The sequence below is a fragment of the Agrobacterium sp. LMR679 genome, from assembly GCF_027157905.1.
Lineage (GTDB): Bacteria > Pseudomonadota > Alphaproteobacteria > Rhizobiales > Rhizobiaceae > Agrobacterium > Agrobacterium leguminum.
The window spans coordinates 432,407-447,842 of sequence record NZ_JAPVOJ010000002.1 but is presented as its reverse complement, the minus strand read 5'-3'; the positions used below and the strand labels follow the sequence as shown (position 1 = coordinate 447,842).

15 protein-coding genes are annotated in these 15,436 nt (G+C 60.2%); 7 read left to right on the top strand and 8 right to left on the bottom strand.

What is annotated here, in order from left to right; translation table 11 throughout:
* Positions 1-17 precede the first annotated feature (17 nt).
* The 3 genes from O3W47_RS12995 (at position 18) to O3W47_RS12985 (ending at position 2,041) form a co-directional block, all read left to right on the top strand.
* Positions 18-929, top strand: coding sequence for a cytochrome c1 (locus tag O3W47_RS12995; RefSeq protein ID WP_127757800.1), 912 nt, complete (start codon positions 18-20; stop codon positions 927-929).
* A gap of 84 nt (positions 930-1,013) precedes the next feature.
* The gene (locus tag O3W47_RS12990; RefSeq protein ID WP_080818658.1) at positions 1,014-1,406 is read left to right on the top strand and encodes a GFA family protein; all 393 of its coding nucleotides are present in this window, start codon (positions 1,014-1,016) and stop codon (positions 1,404-1,406) included.
* A gap of 92 nt (positions 1,407-1,498) precedes the next feature.
* Complete coding sequence (locus O3W47_RS12985) at positions 1,499-2,041, top strand: adenine phosphoribosyltransferase (protein ID WP_003494623.1); 543 nt, start codon at positions 1,499-1,501, stop codon at positions 2,039-2,041.
* Positions 2,042-2,084: 43 nt separating this feature from the next.
* Here the strand turns inward: O3W47_RS12985 and O3W47_RS12980 are convergent, their stop codons facing one another.
* From O3W47_RS12980 to ychF, 3 genes are all read right to left on the bottom strand, one after another.
* Entirely contained in the window at positions 2,085-2,552 is a 468-nt protein-coding gene (locus O3W47_RS12980) for a MaoC family dehydratase (RefSeq protein WP_003523106.1), read from the bottom strand.
* Positions 2,549-3,022 (bottom strand): MaoC family dehydratase, encoded by a 474-nt coding sequence (locus tag O3W47_RS12975; protein WP_065655710.1) that lies wholly within the window; start codon positions 3,020-3,022, stop codon positions 2,549-2,551. The genes O3W47_RS12980 and O3W47_RS12975 overlap by 4 nt, the downstream gene beginning before the upstream one ends.
* Before the next feature lie 291 nt (positions 3,023-3,313).
* The gene (gene ychF, locus O3W47_RS12970) at positions 3,314-4,417 is read right to left on the bottom strand and encodes a redox-regulated ATPase YchF (RefSeq protein ID WP_035260423.1); all 1,104 of its coding nucleotides are present in this window, start codon (positions 4,415-4,417) and stop codon (positions 3,314-3,316) included.
* Between the two features lie 241 nt (positions 4,418-4,658).
* Here ychF and clpS point away from each other — a divergent pair, with 241 nt between their 5' ends.
* Entirely contained in the window at positions 4,659-4,970 is a 312-nt protein-coding gene (gene clpS, locus O3W47_RS12965; protein ID WP_026363868.1) for an ATP-dependent Clp protease adapter ClpS, read from the top strand.
* Positions 4,971-4,973: 3 nt separating this feature from the next.
* Here clpS and O3W47_RS12960 read toward each other — a convergent pair whose 3' ends face one another.
* The 5 genes from O3W47_RS12960 to O3W47_RS12940 all read right to left on the bottom strand — a co-directional run bounded on the left by O3W47_RS12960 (position 4,974) and on the right by O3W47_RS12940 (position 10,264).
* Positions 4,974-5,426: a GNAT family N-acetyltransferase gene (locus O3W47_RS12960; RefSeq protein ID WP_080816288.1), complete on the bottom strand. Its 453-nt coding sequence runs from the start codon at positions 5,424-5,426 to the stop codon at positions 4,974-4,976.
* 7 nt (positions 5,427-5,433) lie between these two features.
* Entirely contained in the window at positions 5,434-6,150 is a 717-nt protein-coding gene (gene pth, locus O3W47_RS12955; RefSeq protein WP_080816291.1) for an aminoacyl-tRNA hydrolase, read from the bottom strand.
* An 89-nt stretch (positions 6,151-6,239) separates the two neighbouring features.
* Complete coding sequence (locus tag O3W47_RS12950; RefSeq protein ID WP_269313904.1) at positions 6,240-6,953, bottom strand: substrate-binding periplasmic protein; 714 nt, start codon at positions 6,951-6,953, stop codon at positions 6,240-6,242.
* A gap of 17 nt (positions 6,954-6,970) precedes the next feature.
* A complete protein-coding gene (locus tag O3W47_RS12945) occupies positions 6,971-9,358 on the bottom strand; it encodes a putative bifunctional diguanylate cyclase/phosphodiesterase (protein WP_269313903.1) in 2,388 nt (795 codons plus the stop codon).
* Positions 9,359-9,655: 297 nt separating this feature from the next.
* Positions 9,656-10,264 (bottom strand): 50S ribosomal protein L25/general stress protein Ctc, encoded by a 609-nt coding sequence (locus O3W47_RS12940; RefSeq protein ID WP_003522887.1) that lies wholly within the window; start codon positions 10,262-10,264, stop codon positions 9,656-9,658.
* A 305-nt stretch (positions 10,265-10,569) separates the two neighbouring features.
* On the opposite strand from O3W47_RS12940, the gene O3W47_RS12935 reads away from it, so the two are divergent.
* The 3 genes from O3W47_RS12935 (at position 10,570) to adh (ending at position 15,410) form a co-directional block, all read left to right on the top strand.
* Positions 10,570-12,654, top strand: a complete 2,085-nt coding sequence (locus O3W47_RS12935; RefSeq protein ID WP_269314833.1) for a putative bifunctional diguanylate cyclase/phosphodiesterase — start codon at positions 10,570-10,572, stop codon at positions 12,652-12,654.
* 105 nt (positions 12,655-12,759) lie between these two features.
* Positions 12,760-13,719, top strand: a complete 960-nt coding sequence (locus O3W47_RS12930) for a helix-turn-helix domain-containing protein (protein WP_003522885.1) — start codon at positions 12,760-12,762, stop codon at positions 13,717-13,719.
* Between the two features lie 173 nt (positions 13,720-13,892).
* Entirely contained in the window at positions 13,893-15,410 is a 1,518-nt protein-coding gene (gene adh / locus O3W47_RS12925; RefSeq protein WP_269313902.1) for an aldehyde dehydrogenase, read from the top strand.
* Positions 15,411-15,436 lie beyond the last annotated feature (26 nt).

Below are 15,436 nucleotides of genomic sequence, written 5' to 3'. Positions count from 1 at the left end.
AAGGAAGGATGACGACAATGAAGACGCTTCTCACGAGCATCGCGCTTTTCGCCGCCATCGGCTGTTCCGTCACCGTCGCTTCGGCGGCGGAGGAGAGCCACGATCTCGCCGCCCAGGCCACGCATGCGATCGCCGGCAATCACTTCCCGGTCATCAAGCCCGAGGAACAGAGCTGGTCCTTTGCCGGACCCTTCGGCAAATACGACAAGGGCCAGCTGCAACGCGGCCTGAAGGTCTATAAGGAAGTCTGCTCCGCCTGCCATTCCATGAGCCTCGTTTCCTTCCGCACGCTGGAGGATCTCGGTTATTCGGACGAGCAGGTGAAGGCTTTTGCCGCGGAATATGAAGTGCAGGACGGGCCGAACGCCGATGGCGAAATGTACAATCGCAAGGCCGTGCCTTCCGATCATTTCCCTTCGCCTTTCCCCAACCATGAGGCGGCCGCTGCCGCCAACGGTGGAGCGGCCCCGCCCGACATGTCGCTGCTCGCCAAGGCGCGTGGCGTGGAGCGCGGCTTTCCGCAATTCATCATCGACATGATCCCGATCGTCGGTGGTTACCAGGAAGGCGGCCCGGATTACATCCATGCGCTGCTGACCGGATATCAGGATCCGCCTGCCGGCATAAAAAACCCGGATGGTTCGGAGTACAAGGTGTCGGAAGGCACGCACTTCAATCCGTACTTCGTCAGCGCCACTTCCTTAAAGATGGCGCCGCCGATCAGTGCCGATCAGGTAACCTATGACGACGGCGCACCGCAGACCGTGGACCAATATTCCAAGGACGTTGCTGCGTTCCTGATGTGGGCGGCAGAACCGCATCTGGAAGAGCGCAAGCGCACCGGCTTCATGGTCATGGTGTTCCTGTTCATCTTCACGGCGCTGATCTATCTCACCAAGAAATCGGTCTACGCCAACAAGGAACATTGATCGGCATTCAGAAGATGCCTGTCAGTCATTGGCCCCCACGGTCTTCCGTGGGGGCCTTTTCATGTGTCGAGAGGGATGGTGGAAATGACGAAAATTCGTAACGGCGGCTGCCTGTGCGGCTCCATCCGCTTCGAAGCGAAGGGCGAGCCCGGTAATCCGCACACTTGCTCCTGCGATATCTGCCAGCGGCATTCTGGCGCCCCCAGCCTTGCCTGGGTGGAGTTCGAGAAGGATGCGGTGACATGGACGGGAGAGGGCGGCGCGCCTTCGACTTTCCGATCCTCCGATTATTCCAGCCGGGCCTTCTGCCCGATCTGCGGCAGCACGCTTGGCGCCATCGACGACGCGCCGACGGTTGCGCTGGTCTCGGGAAGTTTCGATGACAGGGACGACGAGGCGCTGCGGCCCCTGTCGCATTCCTTCGAGGATGTCTGCCCTGCCTGGGCGCGGATCGAGGGAATGTCGCCGGCGGAATGAGCGCCGGTCCTTTTTAGTTGGTCCGCAGCCGTCAAGTTGATAGGGTGGCCCGAACCTTCTGATCCATTTCCCTTATCTCAACTGGAAATACCATGACCGTTATCGCTTCGGAGCTCTCCGCTGCCATCCGCTCCATTCCCGACTATCCGAAGCCGGGCATCATCTTCCGGGATATCACGACGCTGCTCGGCAACCCCCGCGCTTTTCGCCGTGCCGTGGACGAACTCGTGCAGCCCTATGCGGGAACGAAGATCGACAAGATCGCTGGCATGGAAGCACGCGGCTTCATTCTGGGCGGGGCGGTGGCGCATCAGCTGTCGGCCGGTTTCGTGCCGATCCGCAAGAAGGGCAAGCTGCCGCACACCACCGTCCGCGTCGCCTACAGTCTTGAATACGGCGTCGACGAAATGGAAATGCATGTGGACGCGGTCCAGCCGGGCGAAAAGGTCATTCTGGTCGATGATCTGATCGCCACCGGCGGCACTGCCGAAGGTGCGGTCAAGCTTTTGCGGCAGATGGGCGCGGAGATCGTTTCCGCCTGTTTCGTTATCGACCTGCCCGATCTCGGCGGCCGCAAGAAGCTGGAAGACCTCGGTGTCGAGGTGCGGACGCTGGTGGAGTTTTCCGGCCACTGAGATGGTAACGGGGCAATGGTGACGCTATTGCCCCGACACTTTTCTATTCGAATTCCAGAACGCCGCTCTGGAAGGTCAGCACCGTCTCTCCAGACTGGTTGACGCCCTCGTTAAATGTGGTGTTCAGCCAGACGCCGGCTCTGGATTCCAGCGCTCGGGTGTCGAGCAGGGTCACGAAATAGGTGACATCGTCTCCGGCAAAGACCGGTTTTTTCCATTTCAGTTCGCGAAAGCCGGGGGAGGGGCCGAGTTTGGGCGGCTCAAGGCCCTGTAGCTTCAACCTTTTCACCTCTTTGGCCCAGTGAGAGAGGAAGCATTTCATCCAGCCTGCGCCGGTGTGCCAGCCGGAAGCGCAGAGAGCGCCGAAAACGCTGTTCTTTGCGGCCTCCGCGTCGAGATGAAAGGGCTGCGGATCGAAATCGCGGGCAAAACGGATGATGTCTTCGGCGGAAAAATGCAGCGTATCGAGGGTGACGCGTTCGCCGATGGGAGAAAGTTCTGCCAGTTTCATGCTGCAACGCCTCCATTGCCGCGCATCAGGAACATCACGGTGTTTTCGCCGTGCGATACCAGAACGCCGCGCTGGTTATAAAGCTCGTGGCGTAATTTCACGAGGCCGATGCCGGGGCGCGACGCGGAGGGCCGCTGTTCCAGCACTATGGATTTTCCGACAAGCGTATCGCCCGCCAGAACCGGCTTTTTCCAGTCGACGAAATCGATGCCCGGGCTGCCCTGTGAGGTCGAATTCGAGATGTAGCTGTCCGCCATCATCCGCATCAGCAGGCTGCAGGTGTGCCAGCCGGAAGCCGCCAGCCCGCCGAGAATGCTCTGGCGGCCAGCCTCTTCGGAAAGATGCATCGGCTGTGGGTCGAATTCGCTGGCGAAGGCGATGATCTGCTCTGCGGAAATCGATTGCGGGCCCAAAGGAAATTCCCGACCGACGGAAAAATCCTCATAGGCATATGTCGCGACCGGCGTCATGGTTTCCTCCCTTCGCACAGTCAATATCGGCGGCATCTAAAATGATTTTTCCCTTTACGTAAAGGTCAAATCGGGGATGCGATGCGGAGGAATGGGGCGAGCGGGTGCTGCTTGTTCCTTCTCCCCGAGGGGGAGAAGGTCGCGGCAGCGGGATGAGGGGCGAGGGTAGAGATATACGGAGAGCTTGCCCCCTCATCCGACCCTTCGGGCCACCTTCTCCCCGGCGGGGAGAAGAAACCGTGCCGCGATGTCCGGGCGAGTACGCCCCGACCGTCCTCACCTCAACCCAGATCAGGTATTGAAGCGGAAGTGGATGACGTCGCCGTCCTGAACCACATATTCCTTGCCTTCGTCGCGTGCCTTGCCGGCTTCCTTCGCGCCGACTTCGCCCTTGAAGGCGACATAGTCGTTGTAAGCGATGGTGTTGGCGCGGATGAAGCCGCGTTCGAAATCGGAGTGGATGACGCCGGCGGCCTGCGGGGCCTTGGTGCCGCGCTCGATGGTCCAGGCGCGGCATTCTTTCGGGCCGACGGTGAAATAGGTGATGAGATCGAGCAGCTTGTAGCCGGCGCGGATCAGGCGGTCCAGGCCTGCTTCCTCAAGCCCGAGGGCGGAGAGGAATTCCTTCGCCTCTTCATCGGGAAGCTGCGCGACTTCGGATTCGATCGCGGCGGAGATGACGACGGATTCTGCGCCCTGGGCCTTGGCCATTTCGGCAACGGCCTTGGTATGTTCGTTGCCGTCGACGGCGTCGCTTTCGGCGACGTTGCAGACGTAGAGAACCGGGTGCGCAGTCAGGAGGTTGAGGCCCTGAAGGATGCGCAGTTCCTCGGCATCCAGCGTGGAGAGCAGGGTGCGGACTGGCTTGCCCTCGTTCAGAAGCTTGAGCGATGCTTCCATCAGCGGCAGCTGCGCCAGCGATTCCTTGTCCTTGCCGGTGGCGCGCTTGCGGGTCTGTTCCGTGCGGCGCTCAAGGCTTTCGAGATCGGAAAGCATCAGCTCGGTCTCGATGGTTTCGGCATCGGCCACCGGGTTGATGCGGCCTTCGACGTGGGTGATGTCGTCATCCTCGAAGCAGCGCAGAACGTGAACCACGGCGTCCACTTCGCGGATATTGGCGAGGAACTGGTTGCCGAGGCCTTCGCCCTTCGATGCGCCGCGCACCAGGCCGGCGATGTCGACGAAGGAGATGCGGGTGGGGATGATTTCCTTCGAGCCGGCAATGTCGGCGAGGATTTTCATGCGCGCATCCGGAACCGCCACTTCGCCGGTATTCGGCTCGATGGTGCAGAAGGGATAGTTGGCCGCCTGCGCCGCTGCCGTTTTCGTCAGCGCGTTGAAGAGAGTGGATTTGCCGACATTCGGCAATCCAACGATACCGCATTTGAAGCCCATGGCTCGAAACCTGTCCGTTTGAAAGAATTCGTTGAGGAGCCTTTTGCGGAAACGGCAGGGCAAGGTCAAGCCCGCGGGCCGATTTGTGCGGGCAAAGCCTCTTTAATGGTGCGGAATTTCGGGCAGGGTTGCCGATGCCACGGTTGCGGCGCAATATAAGCGGGTCAAGCGATCGATCTTTCGTCATCAACGGGGTTTTTCCATGAGCAACCGCGATGAGCGACAGGCACGAGCGACCATGATGAGTGACAGTCCTGTCGATCTCAAGCCGAAACCGAAAGTCAAACCGAAGCTGGAGCGGCCGAAGCTCTACAAGGTCATTCTGCTGAATGACGACTATACGCCGCGCGATTTCGTGACCGTCGTCCTGAAAGCCATCTTCCGCATGAGTGAGGAGACCGGCCACCGGGTGATGATGACGGCGCACCGCTTCGGCAGCGCGGTCGTCGTTGTCTGCGAGCGCGATATCGCCGAGACCAAGGCCAAGGAAGCGACCGACCTCGGCAAGGAAGCGGGATTTCCGCTGATGTTCACCACCGAGCCGGAGGAGTGAGCGTTAATCCTGCCTTATCTGAAAGCCCGTCTTGTTCTGCACGAAACCGCAGCTTTCGTAAAAGGCGTGGACCTCCGGGCGTTGTCGCCCGGTCAGCAGCATCACCTTGTAGCAGTTCGCCGCAAAAGCCGCCTCGACGGCATGGCGCACCACCGCACGGCCATATCCGCGGCCGCGACGGTTTTCCAGCGTCACCACGTTTTCGATAAGGGCATAGGGGCGGGCGGCGCGCGTCAGGTTCGGAACGATCTGCAGCGTGGCGGTGGCGACCGCTTCTTCGCCTTCAGTCGCAAGAAACACGGTCAGGCCCGGCTGGGCGAGCATGGCCGCGAAAGCCGTGTTCGCTTCTTCTGCCGTCATTTCTGGGTCGGACGGATTGAGCGCCCGGTAAAGGTCAAGCAATCCGGCCAGATCGCCGGCTCCGGCTGCGCGAAGGACGGAGGGCTCCGAAGACATTCGCGATCTAGTCCTTCTTGCTGAACATGCGTTTCAGCATTTCCGCCATCGGGCCGGTTTCCGGCAGCTTTTTCGGCTGGGCGCTGTTGCGTGCCTGATGGATGTGGGACTGTGCGGCGGGCTTGGCTGCCTTGGCCGGCTTTTCGGCTTCCGGCTTGCTGCCCGTGGCCAGCGCCAGCTTGTTCATCAGCTGCGAATCCTCGGCTTTCACCAGCATGGCGGCGTTATCGGCAATGGCGTCCAGAAGCGGATCGAGCCAGACCCGGTCTGCCTTGGCGAAATCGCCGAGCACATGGCCGTGCACACGCTCCTTGTCACCGGGATGGCCGATGCCGAGACGCAGGCGGCGATAGTCCTTGCCGCAATGAGCGTCGAGCGATTTCAGGCCGTTATGGCCGCCATGGCCGCCGCCGGTCTTGATGCGGGCGCGGCCGGCCGGCAAATCCAGTTCGTCGTGGATGGCGATGATGTCTGCCGGCGCAAGCTTGAAGAAGCGCATGGCTTCGCCGACGGACTCACCCGAAAGGTTCATATAGGTCAGCGGCTTCATCAGCAGGACCTTTTCACCGCCGATTTCGCCTTCGGAAATCTCCGCCTTGAATTTTTTCGACCAGGGCGCAAAGGACGGCAGGCGCTGCAGCGCATCGACGGCCATGAAGCCGATATTGTGACGGTTTCCCGCATATTGCGCGCCGGGATTGCCGAGGCCTGCGATGATCTTCATGGGGCATGTCCGCGTGTTGCCAGATGATGCTGTTGTCACCACCCCGAAAACCGCCGGCTGTCAATCTTTTTATGGAATTTCGGATGGGCTCAGGGGCTGACGAGATTGTAGCGGTCGAATATCCGCTGCTGCGTTCCATCGGCGATCAGCCTGTCCAGCCGGGCCTGTAATTTCGCGATGACCTCGTCGGGCACGCTTTTGTTGCAGGCAAGCCCAAGCTGCTGCCGCGAGAGAGTTATCACTTCGCTGAAAGTGTCGGCGGGCAGGCTTTTGAAGGTGCTTTCAGACATCGGCATCAGGTCGATGCGGCCGGCCTTCAGCTTGTGAAGCGTGATCTCGAAATCCGCGCCGACATCCACCTGCGGGAAACCGAGCTTTTCCAGAAGCGCTTCGGTGTAATCTCCACGCTGGGTTCCCACCCGATATTTCCTGGCTTCCTCAAGGCTGGAGGCTTCGATATTCGCGTTGCGGCGCGCCACGAGAATGTTGCGGTCGATATGGATCGGCGAGACCCATTTGAACTGCTTTTCCCGCTCCGGCGTTCTCGCAGCGGCGAAGACGCAGTGCATGGCCTGCGTTCTGGCCAGTGCGATGGCCCGCGCCCAGGGCATGACGGCGACCTCGTAACCGGTGCCGGTGTCCTCGAGCACGGTTCTGAGCTGGTCGAAATAGACACCCCGCACGCTGCCGTCGCTGGCCTGCAGATTATAGGGCGGATAGACCTCGGTGGTCAGGAAGAGCTTGGCCGCGCTGGCCGGAGTGGCGAGCGCAAGAAAGATCAGACAAAAGCGGATCAATCCCATGGCTGCCCCCTGCCGGTTCATGCTTGCCGCGCCGCAGCGCGGTTTTGCCCGGACGCCGTGTCGAGTGAGGCGATCAGCCTTTCGACCGGCTGCGGACGCGCGAAGAAATATCCCTGCCCGAAATCAGCGCCTATATCGGTCAGAAGCGCCTTCTGTTCGTCCGTCTCGACGCCTTCGGCAATGACAGCGCAATTCATCTTGTGCGAGATGGCCGCGATGCCTTCGACCAGCATGCGGTTGCGCTGCCTGATGTCCATCCTGTCGTCGCAGATCGAGCGGGTGAAGGACTGGTCGATCTTGACGATATCGACCGGAAAACGGCTGAGATAGCTGAGCGAGGAATAACCCGTGCCGAAATCATCCAGCGCGATGCGGCAGCCGAGCTGGTGGATGGCATTGAGGATCGCCCGGATTTGCGGATCGTCCTTCATGATAACGGCTTCGGTGATCTCGATGACCAGCCGTCTGGGAAGAATGCCATGGCGGTGCAGAACGCCGGCAATGCGCGTCGGCAATCCCGGTTCGAATTGCAACGGCGAGAAATTCACCGCCACATAGGTCTGTTCCATGCCCGGCAGGCGCGACAGCCTGGCGAGATTGGCGATAGACTGATCGAGAATGACATTGCCGATGCGGTGGATAGTGCCGTTTTCCTCCGCAAGGCTGACGATTGCGGCCGGGGAAAGCAGGCCCTTGTCCGGGTGGTTGAGACGCAGCAGCGCCTCGAAACCCGCCGTCTGGCCGGTGGCGAGGTTTTGAATCGGCTGGAAATAGGCCTCGAACCAGTCTTCGGAAAGTGCCTGCGCGATATCCCGTTCCAGCTCCGCATGTTCGCGCGCCCGGTCCATGATCGAACTGTCGAAGACCTGCGAGCCGTTCTTGCCCGTGCGCTTGCGGGTATACATGGCCATGTCGGCATTCTGCAAAAGCTCGGAGGCGCTCGCGGCGTGCAGGGGATAGACCGCCATGCCGATGCTGGCGCTGAGGCGGATGCTGTTGCTTTCGATCTCGAAGGGCGTGTCCAGCATGGCGCAGATGCGCTCGCAGAATTGCAGGGCGCGCTCTTCCACCTTGTCGCCGGCCAGAAGAATGGCGAATTCGTCGCCGCCAAGCCGCGATGCGCTGTCCAGCGGCGTCAGCAGCGGTTCGAGCTTCAGCGTGAATTGTTTGAGAACGGCGTCGCCCGCGGCATGGCCGAGATTGTCGTTGATCGCCTTGAACCGGTCGAGGTCGATGAACAGGCAGGCCAGCTCGCTGCCATTGCGGTCCGCATCGCGGATCTGCAGGTCAAGAATGGCCTCGAAGCCCTGGCGATTGAAAAGGCCGGTCAGGTGGTCGGAAATGGCCTGCTGGCGGTTGCGCTTTTCCGACTGGCGCAGTTCGGTCACGTCCGTCATGACGCAGAGGCAGGTGCTTTGATGGGCCGCATCGCCGGAATCGAGGGCCTTTTCGAGGATGAGCGCATCCATGACGCTGCCATCCATGCAATGGAAACGCACGGTAATGCCGCTATGCGAGGCATCGGGCAAGGGATGAGCCGTCTTGCGCTGCTGGAACAGAAGCCGGTCATCGGGATGGATGAGATCGGCGAAATTCAGGCCGAGTATCCGGGTGCGGTCGTAACCGGTCGCCTGCACCCAATAGTCGCTGACGGCGGCAATGCGGTCGTGCCTGTCGAGCGAAAACAGCATGGCGGGCGTGCGGTTGTAGATTTCCGTCTTGCGCTCATGCGCGTTCTTGATCTCCAGCTCTTCCTTTTCGAGCTGGGTCTGCATTTCATTGAAGCTTTTCGCCAGCCGGCCGATTTCGTCCTTCGAACGCCAGTCGACGTGGTGGCGCGAGCCGAGACGCCGCGTCGCCTCGATGGCGGCCGCCAGCCGCATCAGCGGGCGGATGACCATGAAACGGTTGCCGGCGATGGCGGCAAGAACGATGGTGAGGACGGCGAGGATGAAAATCGTGATGAAGGCCAGTTCGGTGCGGCTCAAAGAGGTCAGAAGGCTGACATTGTCGTAATAGATCGTCAGTTGCCCGACGGTGACGGAGCCCTTCGTGGTCTTGTAGGTCACTTCGCGCGTCGTTAAGGCTGCATCCTGAATGATGTCGCTGCCGGCCGTCTGGACGATATCGAGCTGGCCGGACGTATCCCTGACCTCCACCATCCTGATCATGGGGTCGGAGATGAGGGTGCCGGTAATCTGGTTTATGGTGTCGTCATCAAGGTCCCACAGGGGCCGGGCAAGCGCCTGCGCATTGGTCGAAAGCAAAATCTCAAGGTGGTTACGCTGGCTGCGAATGGCCTCGTGGTAGGAGAGCGTCAGCAAAAGCGTGAAGAGCGGGGCGACCACTGTAAGAAGTGCGCCGGAAACAATCGCGATAAAGCGACTTTCGACGGAATGAGCCATGTTCGATTGCAGCTACCCTTTGCCCCAGACTTGCTGCGCTCCGCTTCGTCCGCCCGGAGGGTTTTGCGAGGATTTTCGGCAAAAGCCTGTTTTCCCACGCATTTCCTCAGCCCGGCCGGTGTTTCACGACAGCGCGAGGGTATCGTTTCATGGAAGTGTTAATCGACACTGAAACGGGTTCCGTATCAGGTGAGGATGGCAAGCTTTCTGGTTTTAAAGTTCATAAAGACTAAAAGGCCCGTTCCGAAAACGGAACGGGCCTCATTGTTCAAAGCTGTCCGGCCTTGCGGCCGCCGATTATTCCTCGGAAGCTTCTTCGGTCGTTTCTTCTGCAACGCCAGCGGCCGGAGCGACGATCGTTGCGATCGTGAAGTCACGGTCGGCGATAACCGGCGTGATGTTCTTCGGCAGCTTCACATTCGAAATGTGGACGTTGTCGCCGATCTTCAGACCAGCGAGATCGACCGTGATGAATTCCGGAATGTCGTTGGCCGGGCAGTGGAATTCCACCGTGTGGCGAACGATGTTCAGAACGCCGCCGATCTTGATGTCCGACTTTTCTTCGTTGACGAAGTGAACCGGAACTTCAACGTTGACGAGCGTGTTGCCCGAAACGCGCAGGAAGTCGACGTGCATGGTGAAGTCGCGGACCGGATCAAGCTGGTAATCCTTCGGGAGAACCTTGATCTTCTTGCCGTCGACGTCGATGATCGCAACCGTCGTCATGAAACCGCCGGCGTGGATACGCTTGGTGACTTCGTTGGTCGAGAGCGCGATGGAAATGGGGGCCTGCTTGTCACCATAGATGACAGCGGGAATCAAACCGTTGCGGCGAAGTTCACGAGAGGACCCCTTACCAACTCGTTCGCGCGCCTCGGCCTTGAGCTCATACGATTCTTTGCTCATGGCAATTCCTTTCGAGGTTATATGGAGAGTTCATGCCGAACGAAGCGGCCTGAACCGGAGAGGCCAAAGGCCATCCCGCCCGCGTTGCCTCCAAGGGTGTCTACACGGGTGCGGGCGCTATAATACAAACGGGACATAAAGACAAGAGCGGCCCGTTTTTGATGGGTGCCGCTTTATAATTTTATTAGAATTTACTAATTCACTCGCTTGTTGCAACCTTTAATATATGCTTATCCATGCACATAAACCCGGTGAAAACTTGGCGAATGATAAGGCTATGCAAAATTCCAATTGCGTAGATGACAATGCTCAAAGTTCTCCAGTGCCTCACCATCGATCACGACTATCGATACACCGCCGCAGCAGTCTTCGTCTGCATGCTGGGCAGTTTCGTTTCGATGCGCCTTTTTTCGAAAGCACGGCTGGCGACGGGGGTGCAGAAGGTCAACTGGCTGTTTCTGGCGGGCGTCAATGGCGGGGCGGCGATATGGACCACCCATTTCGTGGCGATGCTGGGCTATGTCGCAGCGGGCGATGTCGGATACGATCCCTATCTCACCGGGCTGTCGCTTCTGATCGCCATTACCACGACGACTGCCGGTTTCGGCATTTCCGCCTATGGCGGGCGCAGCGTGCTGGTGGAAGCCGGTGGTGTCGTCCTCGGCCTCGGCATTGCGGCGGTGCATTACACGGGCATGGCCGCCTACAATGTTCAGGGCATGATTTTCTGGGATCGGGCCTATGTCGTCGCCTCGCTGATTTTGGGGGCGGTGCTGGGCGCCATTGCGGTCAATCGCATTTCCCGGCCCCTCAACCGTTTCTGCCAGTATAGCGCGGTGGCGTTTCTCATCCTGGCCATCGCCTCGATGCATTATACCGGCATGGCGTCGATGTCCTTCGCCTTCGACCCGCGCATCGTCATTCCGGAAAACCTGCTGCCGCCAGCGATCATGGGCGGAGGCGCCATTGCGGTGACGCTTCTGCTTCTGGCGCTCGGGCTCTCCACCTATGTCATCGATGCGCAGTCCACCCAGCAGGCGGTTGCCCGCTATCGCCATCTTTCGTTGCACGATCCGCTGACGGGCATTCCCAACCGGGCGGCATTCATTGAACATCTCAATCGCCGCACGCGCCATGTCTCGCTGGGCGCGCATACCGCGCTTCTGTCCATCGATCTCGACCGTTTCAAGGAAATCAATGACGTGCATGGCCATGCGGCAGGCGACGCCGTGCTGCGCGCCATCGCCGACCGCGCGAGTTCCGTGCTGAAGACCGGGGAGTTTCTGGCGCGCATGGGCGGCGATGAATTCGTGGCGATGACCCATTCCTATTACACCCGCGCCGACGGCGCGGAATTCGCCCAGCGATTGATCGAGCAGATCAGCAAGCCGGTGGAATGGAACGGACAGACATTTTCCGTCGGCGCAAGCGTCGGCATATCGGTTCGCAATACCGGCTCCATCGATGCCGATACGCTGATGGCTCAGGCGGATGTCGCCATGTACCGGGCAAAAAGCGGCAGTTCCGATACGATCTGCTTTTACGACAAATCCATGGACGAGGCCGCGCGTGAGCGCAATGCGTTGGCCATCGCCATGCGCAGCGGCCTCGCCAATAAAGAGTTCGAGCTTTATTACCAGCAGCAGAACGACACAAAAAGCGGCAGCATCGTCGGTTTCGAGGCGCTTTTGCGCTGGAACCATCCCGAACGCGGCATGGTCTCCCCGGCCGAGTTCATTCCGATCGCCGAACAGACCGGCTTTATCGTCGAACTGGGCGAATGGGTTCTGAGAGAAGCCTGCGCGCAGGCCGCTCAGTGGAAAAAATCGCTCGCCATCGCCGTAAACGTCGCGCCGCAGCAGCTTGCGGATAATGATTTTCCCGACAAGGTTGAGAAAATTCTCGCCGAGACGGGGCTCGCGCCGGAAAGGCTGGAACTGGAAATCACCGAAGGCAGCATCATCGCCGACCATCGCCACGCGCTCGTCACCATCCGCAAACTCAAGTCGCTCGGCGTCAAGATCGCCATGGATGACTACGGCACGGGCTATTCCTCGCTTTCGACGCTGCAGAGCTTCCCCTTCGACAAGATCAAGATCGACCGCGCCTTCATAGATGGCCTGTCGACCAACGTGCAGTCGGAGGCGATCGTTCGCTCGACGCTCATCCTGGCGCATAGCCTCAATATTCCGGTGCTTGCGGAAGGGGTCGAAACCAAGGCCCATATCGAGTTCCTGCGGCGTGAAGGCTGCCTGCAGGTGCAGGGCTTCTTTTTCGGCAAGCCTGGACCGCTGACCTCCATCGCCAATCTCGTGGACGATACGTTCCTTTCGGCCGAGGATGAAACGGACGTGACCGCCGGCCGGCGTTATTTCAAGGCGGTCCGATAGTCTGGCGCAGCCCGCGGCCGCGCCCAGCAAGGCCGGTCGCGAAATTTTTTGTTGAAACATGGCCGCTTCCAGCGCACCATCGCCGAAAAGCTTTGGGAGGAGCGTATGCCGACAGACATCGCCCATGCGGAACGCGTGTATGAAACCGCGCGCCATCGTTCCGCCGCCGCAAGTTCTCCGATTGTCGCCTCCTGGCGTCGCTGCATGGTCAAACATCATCTTGCACCGGAGGAAAACCGCAAGCCGATCTTTCTCAGCGAGTATGAGTTCCGCCGCGCCCGCGAAAGTGCGGCCGGCCTGATTGCCGAAAGCACGGATGAACTCGACCGCATTTTCCAAAGCGTCGGCAAATCCGGCTGCTGCCTGCTTTTGACCGATGCGCAGGGCGTTGCGCTGGAGCGGCGCGGCGCCTCGGGCGACGATCGTGATTTCCGGGCGCTTGGCCTCTGGTCCGGGGCGGTCTGGAGCGAAGAAAGCGTGGGCACCAACGGCATCGGCACGGCGCTGGTGGATGAGCGCTCGGTAGTGGTCTATCGCGATCAGCATTTCTTCACGTCGAATACCGAACTCTGCTGCACCACGGCTCCCATCCGCGATCACACCGGCCGGGTGACGGGCGCGCTCGATATTTCCACCTGCCGCGACGACATCAACGAGATGACTTTCTCCTTCGTCACCCAGGCGGTGAAGGATGCGGCACAGCGTATCGAGGGCAATCTTTTCCGCCGTGCCTTTCCGGGTGCGCGCATCGTCGTGGTGCCGAGCGGGTTCGGAGCGGCGCTGTCGCTGCTGGCCGTGGATCAGGACGATCTCGTGTTGGGTGCGACCCGTGCCGCACGCCTTGCGCTGAAGCTGGACGATGCCCGCATCGCGCAGGGACTGCCCGCCGCCGATGTTCTTCAGGAACAGCGCCACGATGGCGGTTCCGATCTTGCGGAAGCGGAACGCTCGGCGCTGCGGCGCGTGTTGTCGCGCACCAACGGCAATGTCACGCAGGCCGCTTCGCTGCTCGGCATCAGCCGCGCCACGCTTCACCGCAAGATGAAGAAATTCGACGTGCATTGAGGTGCGTGTGGGGGCGATCCGGCCAATCATGCCGGATCGAGGCGCCTTTGTCGCAGATGTGAGACAATGTGCGCTGCGGAACCGCGCCGCCCCTCTACCGAACCGCGCCATCTAGGCCCACCTTCCTCCCATGCGGTCCGCTGCGGATCGTTTTCATCAGGGAGGATGAAATCATGAACATTCAGGTTCAGCAGAAAGCGGGCGAAGCGCCCTTCAGGCTGAAATACGGCAATTACATCGGCGGCAAATGGGTGGAGCCGAAATCCGGCCGCTACATGGATAATCTTTCGCCGGTCACCGGCCACAAGATCTGCGAAGTGCCGCGTTCGGACGCATCCGACATCGAGTTCGCGCTCGACGCAGCCCACAAGGCTCGCGACAAATGGGGCAAGACCAGCATAACCGAGCGCTCCAACATCCTGCTCAAGATCGCCCAGCGGATCGAGGACAATCTCGATCTCATCGCCCGGGCCGAAACCTGGGATAACGGCAAGCCGCTGCGCGAAACCACCAATGCGGATATTCCGCTCGCCATCGACCATTTCCGTTATTTCGCGGGCTGCATCCGCGCCCAGGAAGGCACGATCGGCGAAATCGACAATGATACCGTCGCCTATCACTTCCATGAGCCGCTCGGCGTCGTCGGCCAGATCATTCCGTGGAACTTCCCGATCCTCATGGCCGCGTGGAAGCTTGCGCCGGCGCTTGCCGCCGGCAATTGCGTGGTGCTGAAGCCTGCCGAACAGACACCGGCCTCGATTCTCATCGTGATGGAACTGATCGAAGACCTGCTGCCGCCCGGCGTCCTCAACATCGTCAACGGCACGGGCCTCGAAGCCGGCAAGCCGCTGGCGCAGAGCAACCGCATCGCCAAGATCGCCTTTACCGGTTCCACCTCGGTCGGCAAGGAAATCATGCGTTATGCGGCCGACAACGTCACCAACATCACGCTGGAGCTGGGCGGCAAGTCGCCGAACATCTTCTTCGCCGATGTGATGAACGAGGACGATGCCTTCCTCGACAAGGCGCTCGAAGGTTTCGCCTTCTTCGCGCTCAATCAGGGCGAGGTGTGCACATGCCCGTCGCGTGCGCTGGTGCATGAATCGATCTATGACCGCTTCATGGAAAAGGCGATCAAGCGGGTTCAGGCCATCAGCCAGGACGATCCGCTCAATCCGTCGACCATGCTGGGCGCGCAGGCCTCGCAGGAACAGTTCGACAAGATCATGAGCTATCTGGAGATCGGCAAGAAGGAAGGCGCCAGGGTTCTGACCGGCGGCGACCGCAAGACGCTGACGGGCGATCTGAAGGATGGTTATTACATCCAGCCGACGGTCTTCGAAGGCAACAACAAGATGCGGATTTTCCAGGAGGAAATCTTCGGTCCTGTCGTTTCCGTCACCACCTTCAAGACGGTGGAAGAGGCGCTCGAAATCGCCAATGACACGGTTTACGGTCTGGGCGCAGGCGTCTGGAGCCGCGATACCAACATCGCCTATCGGGCCGGCCGGGGCATCGAAGCGGGCCGCGTATGGACGAACTGCTATCACGTCTATCCCGCGGGCGCTGCCTTTGGCGGTTACAAGCAGTCGGGCATCGGTCGCGAGACCCACAAGATGATGCTCGATCACTACCAGCAGACCAAGAACCTGCTCGTGTCCTACAGCCCGAACAAGGTCGGTTTCTTCTGAGGTCCTCCCCGGAAGCCGGCGAGGGG

What these genes read in the sequence shown, in the direction of transcription:
- clpS (WP_026363868.1), top strand. Translation starts at nt 4,659, where the DNA reads ATGAGTGACAGTCCTGTCGATCTCAAGCCGAAACCGAAAGTCAAACCG.
- O3W47_RS12980 (WP_003523106.1), bottom strand. Translation starts at nt 2,552, where the DNA reads ATGAAACTGGCAGAACTTTCTCCCATCGGCGAACGCGTCACCCTCGAT.
- O3W47_RS12950 (WP_269313904.1), bottom strand. Translation starts at nt 6,953, where the DNA reads ATGGGATTGATCCGCTTTTGTCTGATCTTTCTTGCGCTCGCCACTCCG.
- O3W47_RS12990 (WP_080818658.1), top strand. Translation starts at nt 1,014, where the DNA reads ATGACGAAAATTCGTAACGGCGGCTGCCTGTGCGGCTCCATCCGCTTC.
- ychF (WP_035260423.1), bottom strand. Translation starts at nt 4,417, where the DNA reads ATGGGCTTCAAATGCGGTATCGTTGGATTGCCGAATGTCGGCAAATCC.
- O3W47_RS12935 (WP_269314833.1), top strand. Translation starts at nt 10,570, where the DNA reads ATGCTCAAAGTTCTCCAGTGCCTCACCATCGATCACGACTATCGATAC.
- O3W47_RS12975 (WP_065655710.1), bottom strand. Translation starts at nt 3,022, where the DNA reads ATGACGCCGGTCGCGACATATGCCTATGAGGATTTTTCCGTCGGTCGG.
- O3W47_RS12995 (WP_127757800.1), top strand. Translation starts at nt 18, where the DNA reads ATGAAGACGCTTCTCACGAGCATCGCGCTTTTCGCCGCCATCGGCTGT.
- O3W47_RS12930 (WP_003522885.1), top strand. Translation starts at nt 12,760, where the DNA reads ATGCCGACAGACATCGCCCATGCGGAACGCGTGTATGAAACCGCGCGC.
- adh (WP_269313902.1), top strand. Translation starts at nt 13,893, where the DNA reads ATGAACATTCAGGTTCAGCAGAAAGCGGGCGAAGCGCCCTTCAGGCTG.
- O3W47_RS12945 (WP_269313903.1), bottom strand. Translation starts at nt 9,358, where the DNA reads ATGGCTCATTCCGTCGAAAGTCGCTTTATCGCGATTGTTTCCGGCGCA.
- O3W47_RS12985 (WP_003494623.1), top strand. Translation starts at nt 1,499, where the DNA reads ATGACCGTTATCGCTTCGGAGCTCTCCGCTGCCATCCGCTCCATTCCC.
- O3W47_RS12960 (WP_080816288.1), bottom strand. Translation starts at nt 5,426, where the DNA reads ATGTCTTCGGAGCCCTCCGTCCTTCGCGCAGCCGGAGCCGGCGATCTG.
- O3W47_RS12940 (WP_003522887.1), bottom strand. Translation starts at nt 10,264, where the DNA reads ATGAGCAAAGAATCGTATGAGCTCAAGGCCGAGGCGCGCGAACGAGTT.
- pth (WP_080816291.1), bottom strand. Translation starts at nt 6,150, where the DNA reads ATGAAGATCATCGCAGGCCTCGGCAATCCCGGCGCGCAATATGCGGGA.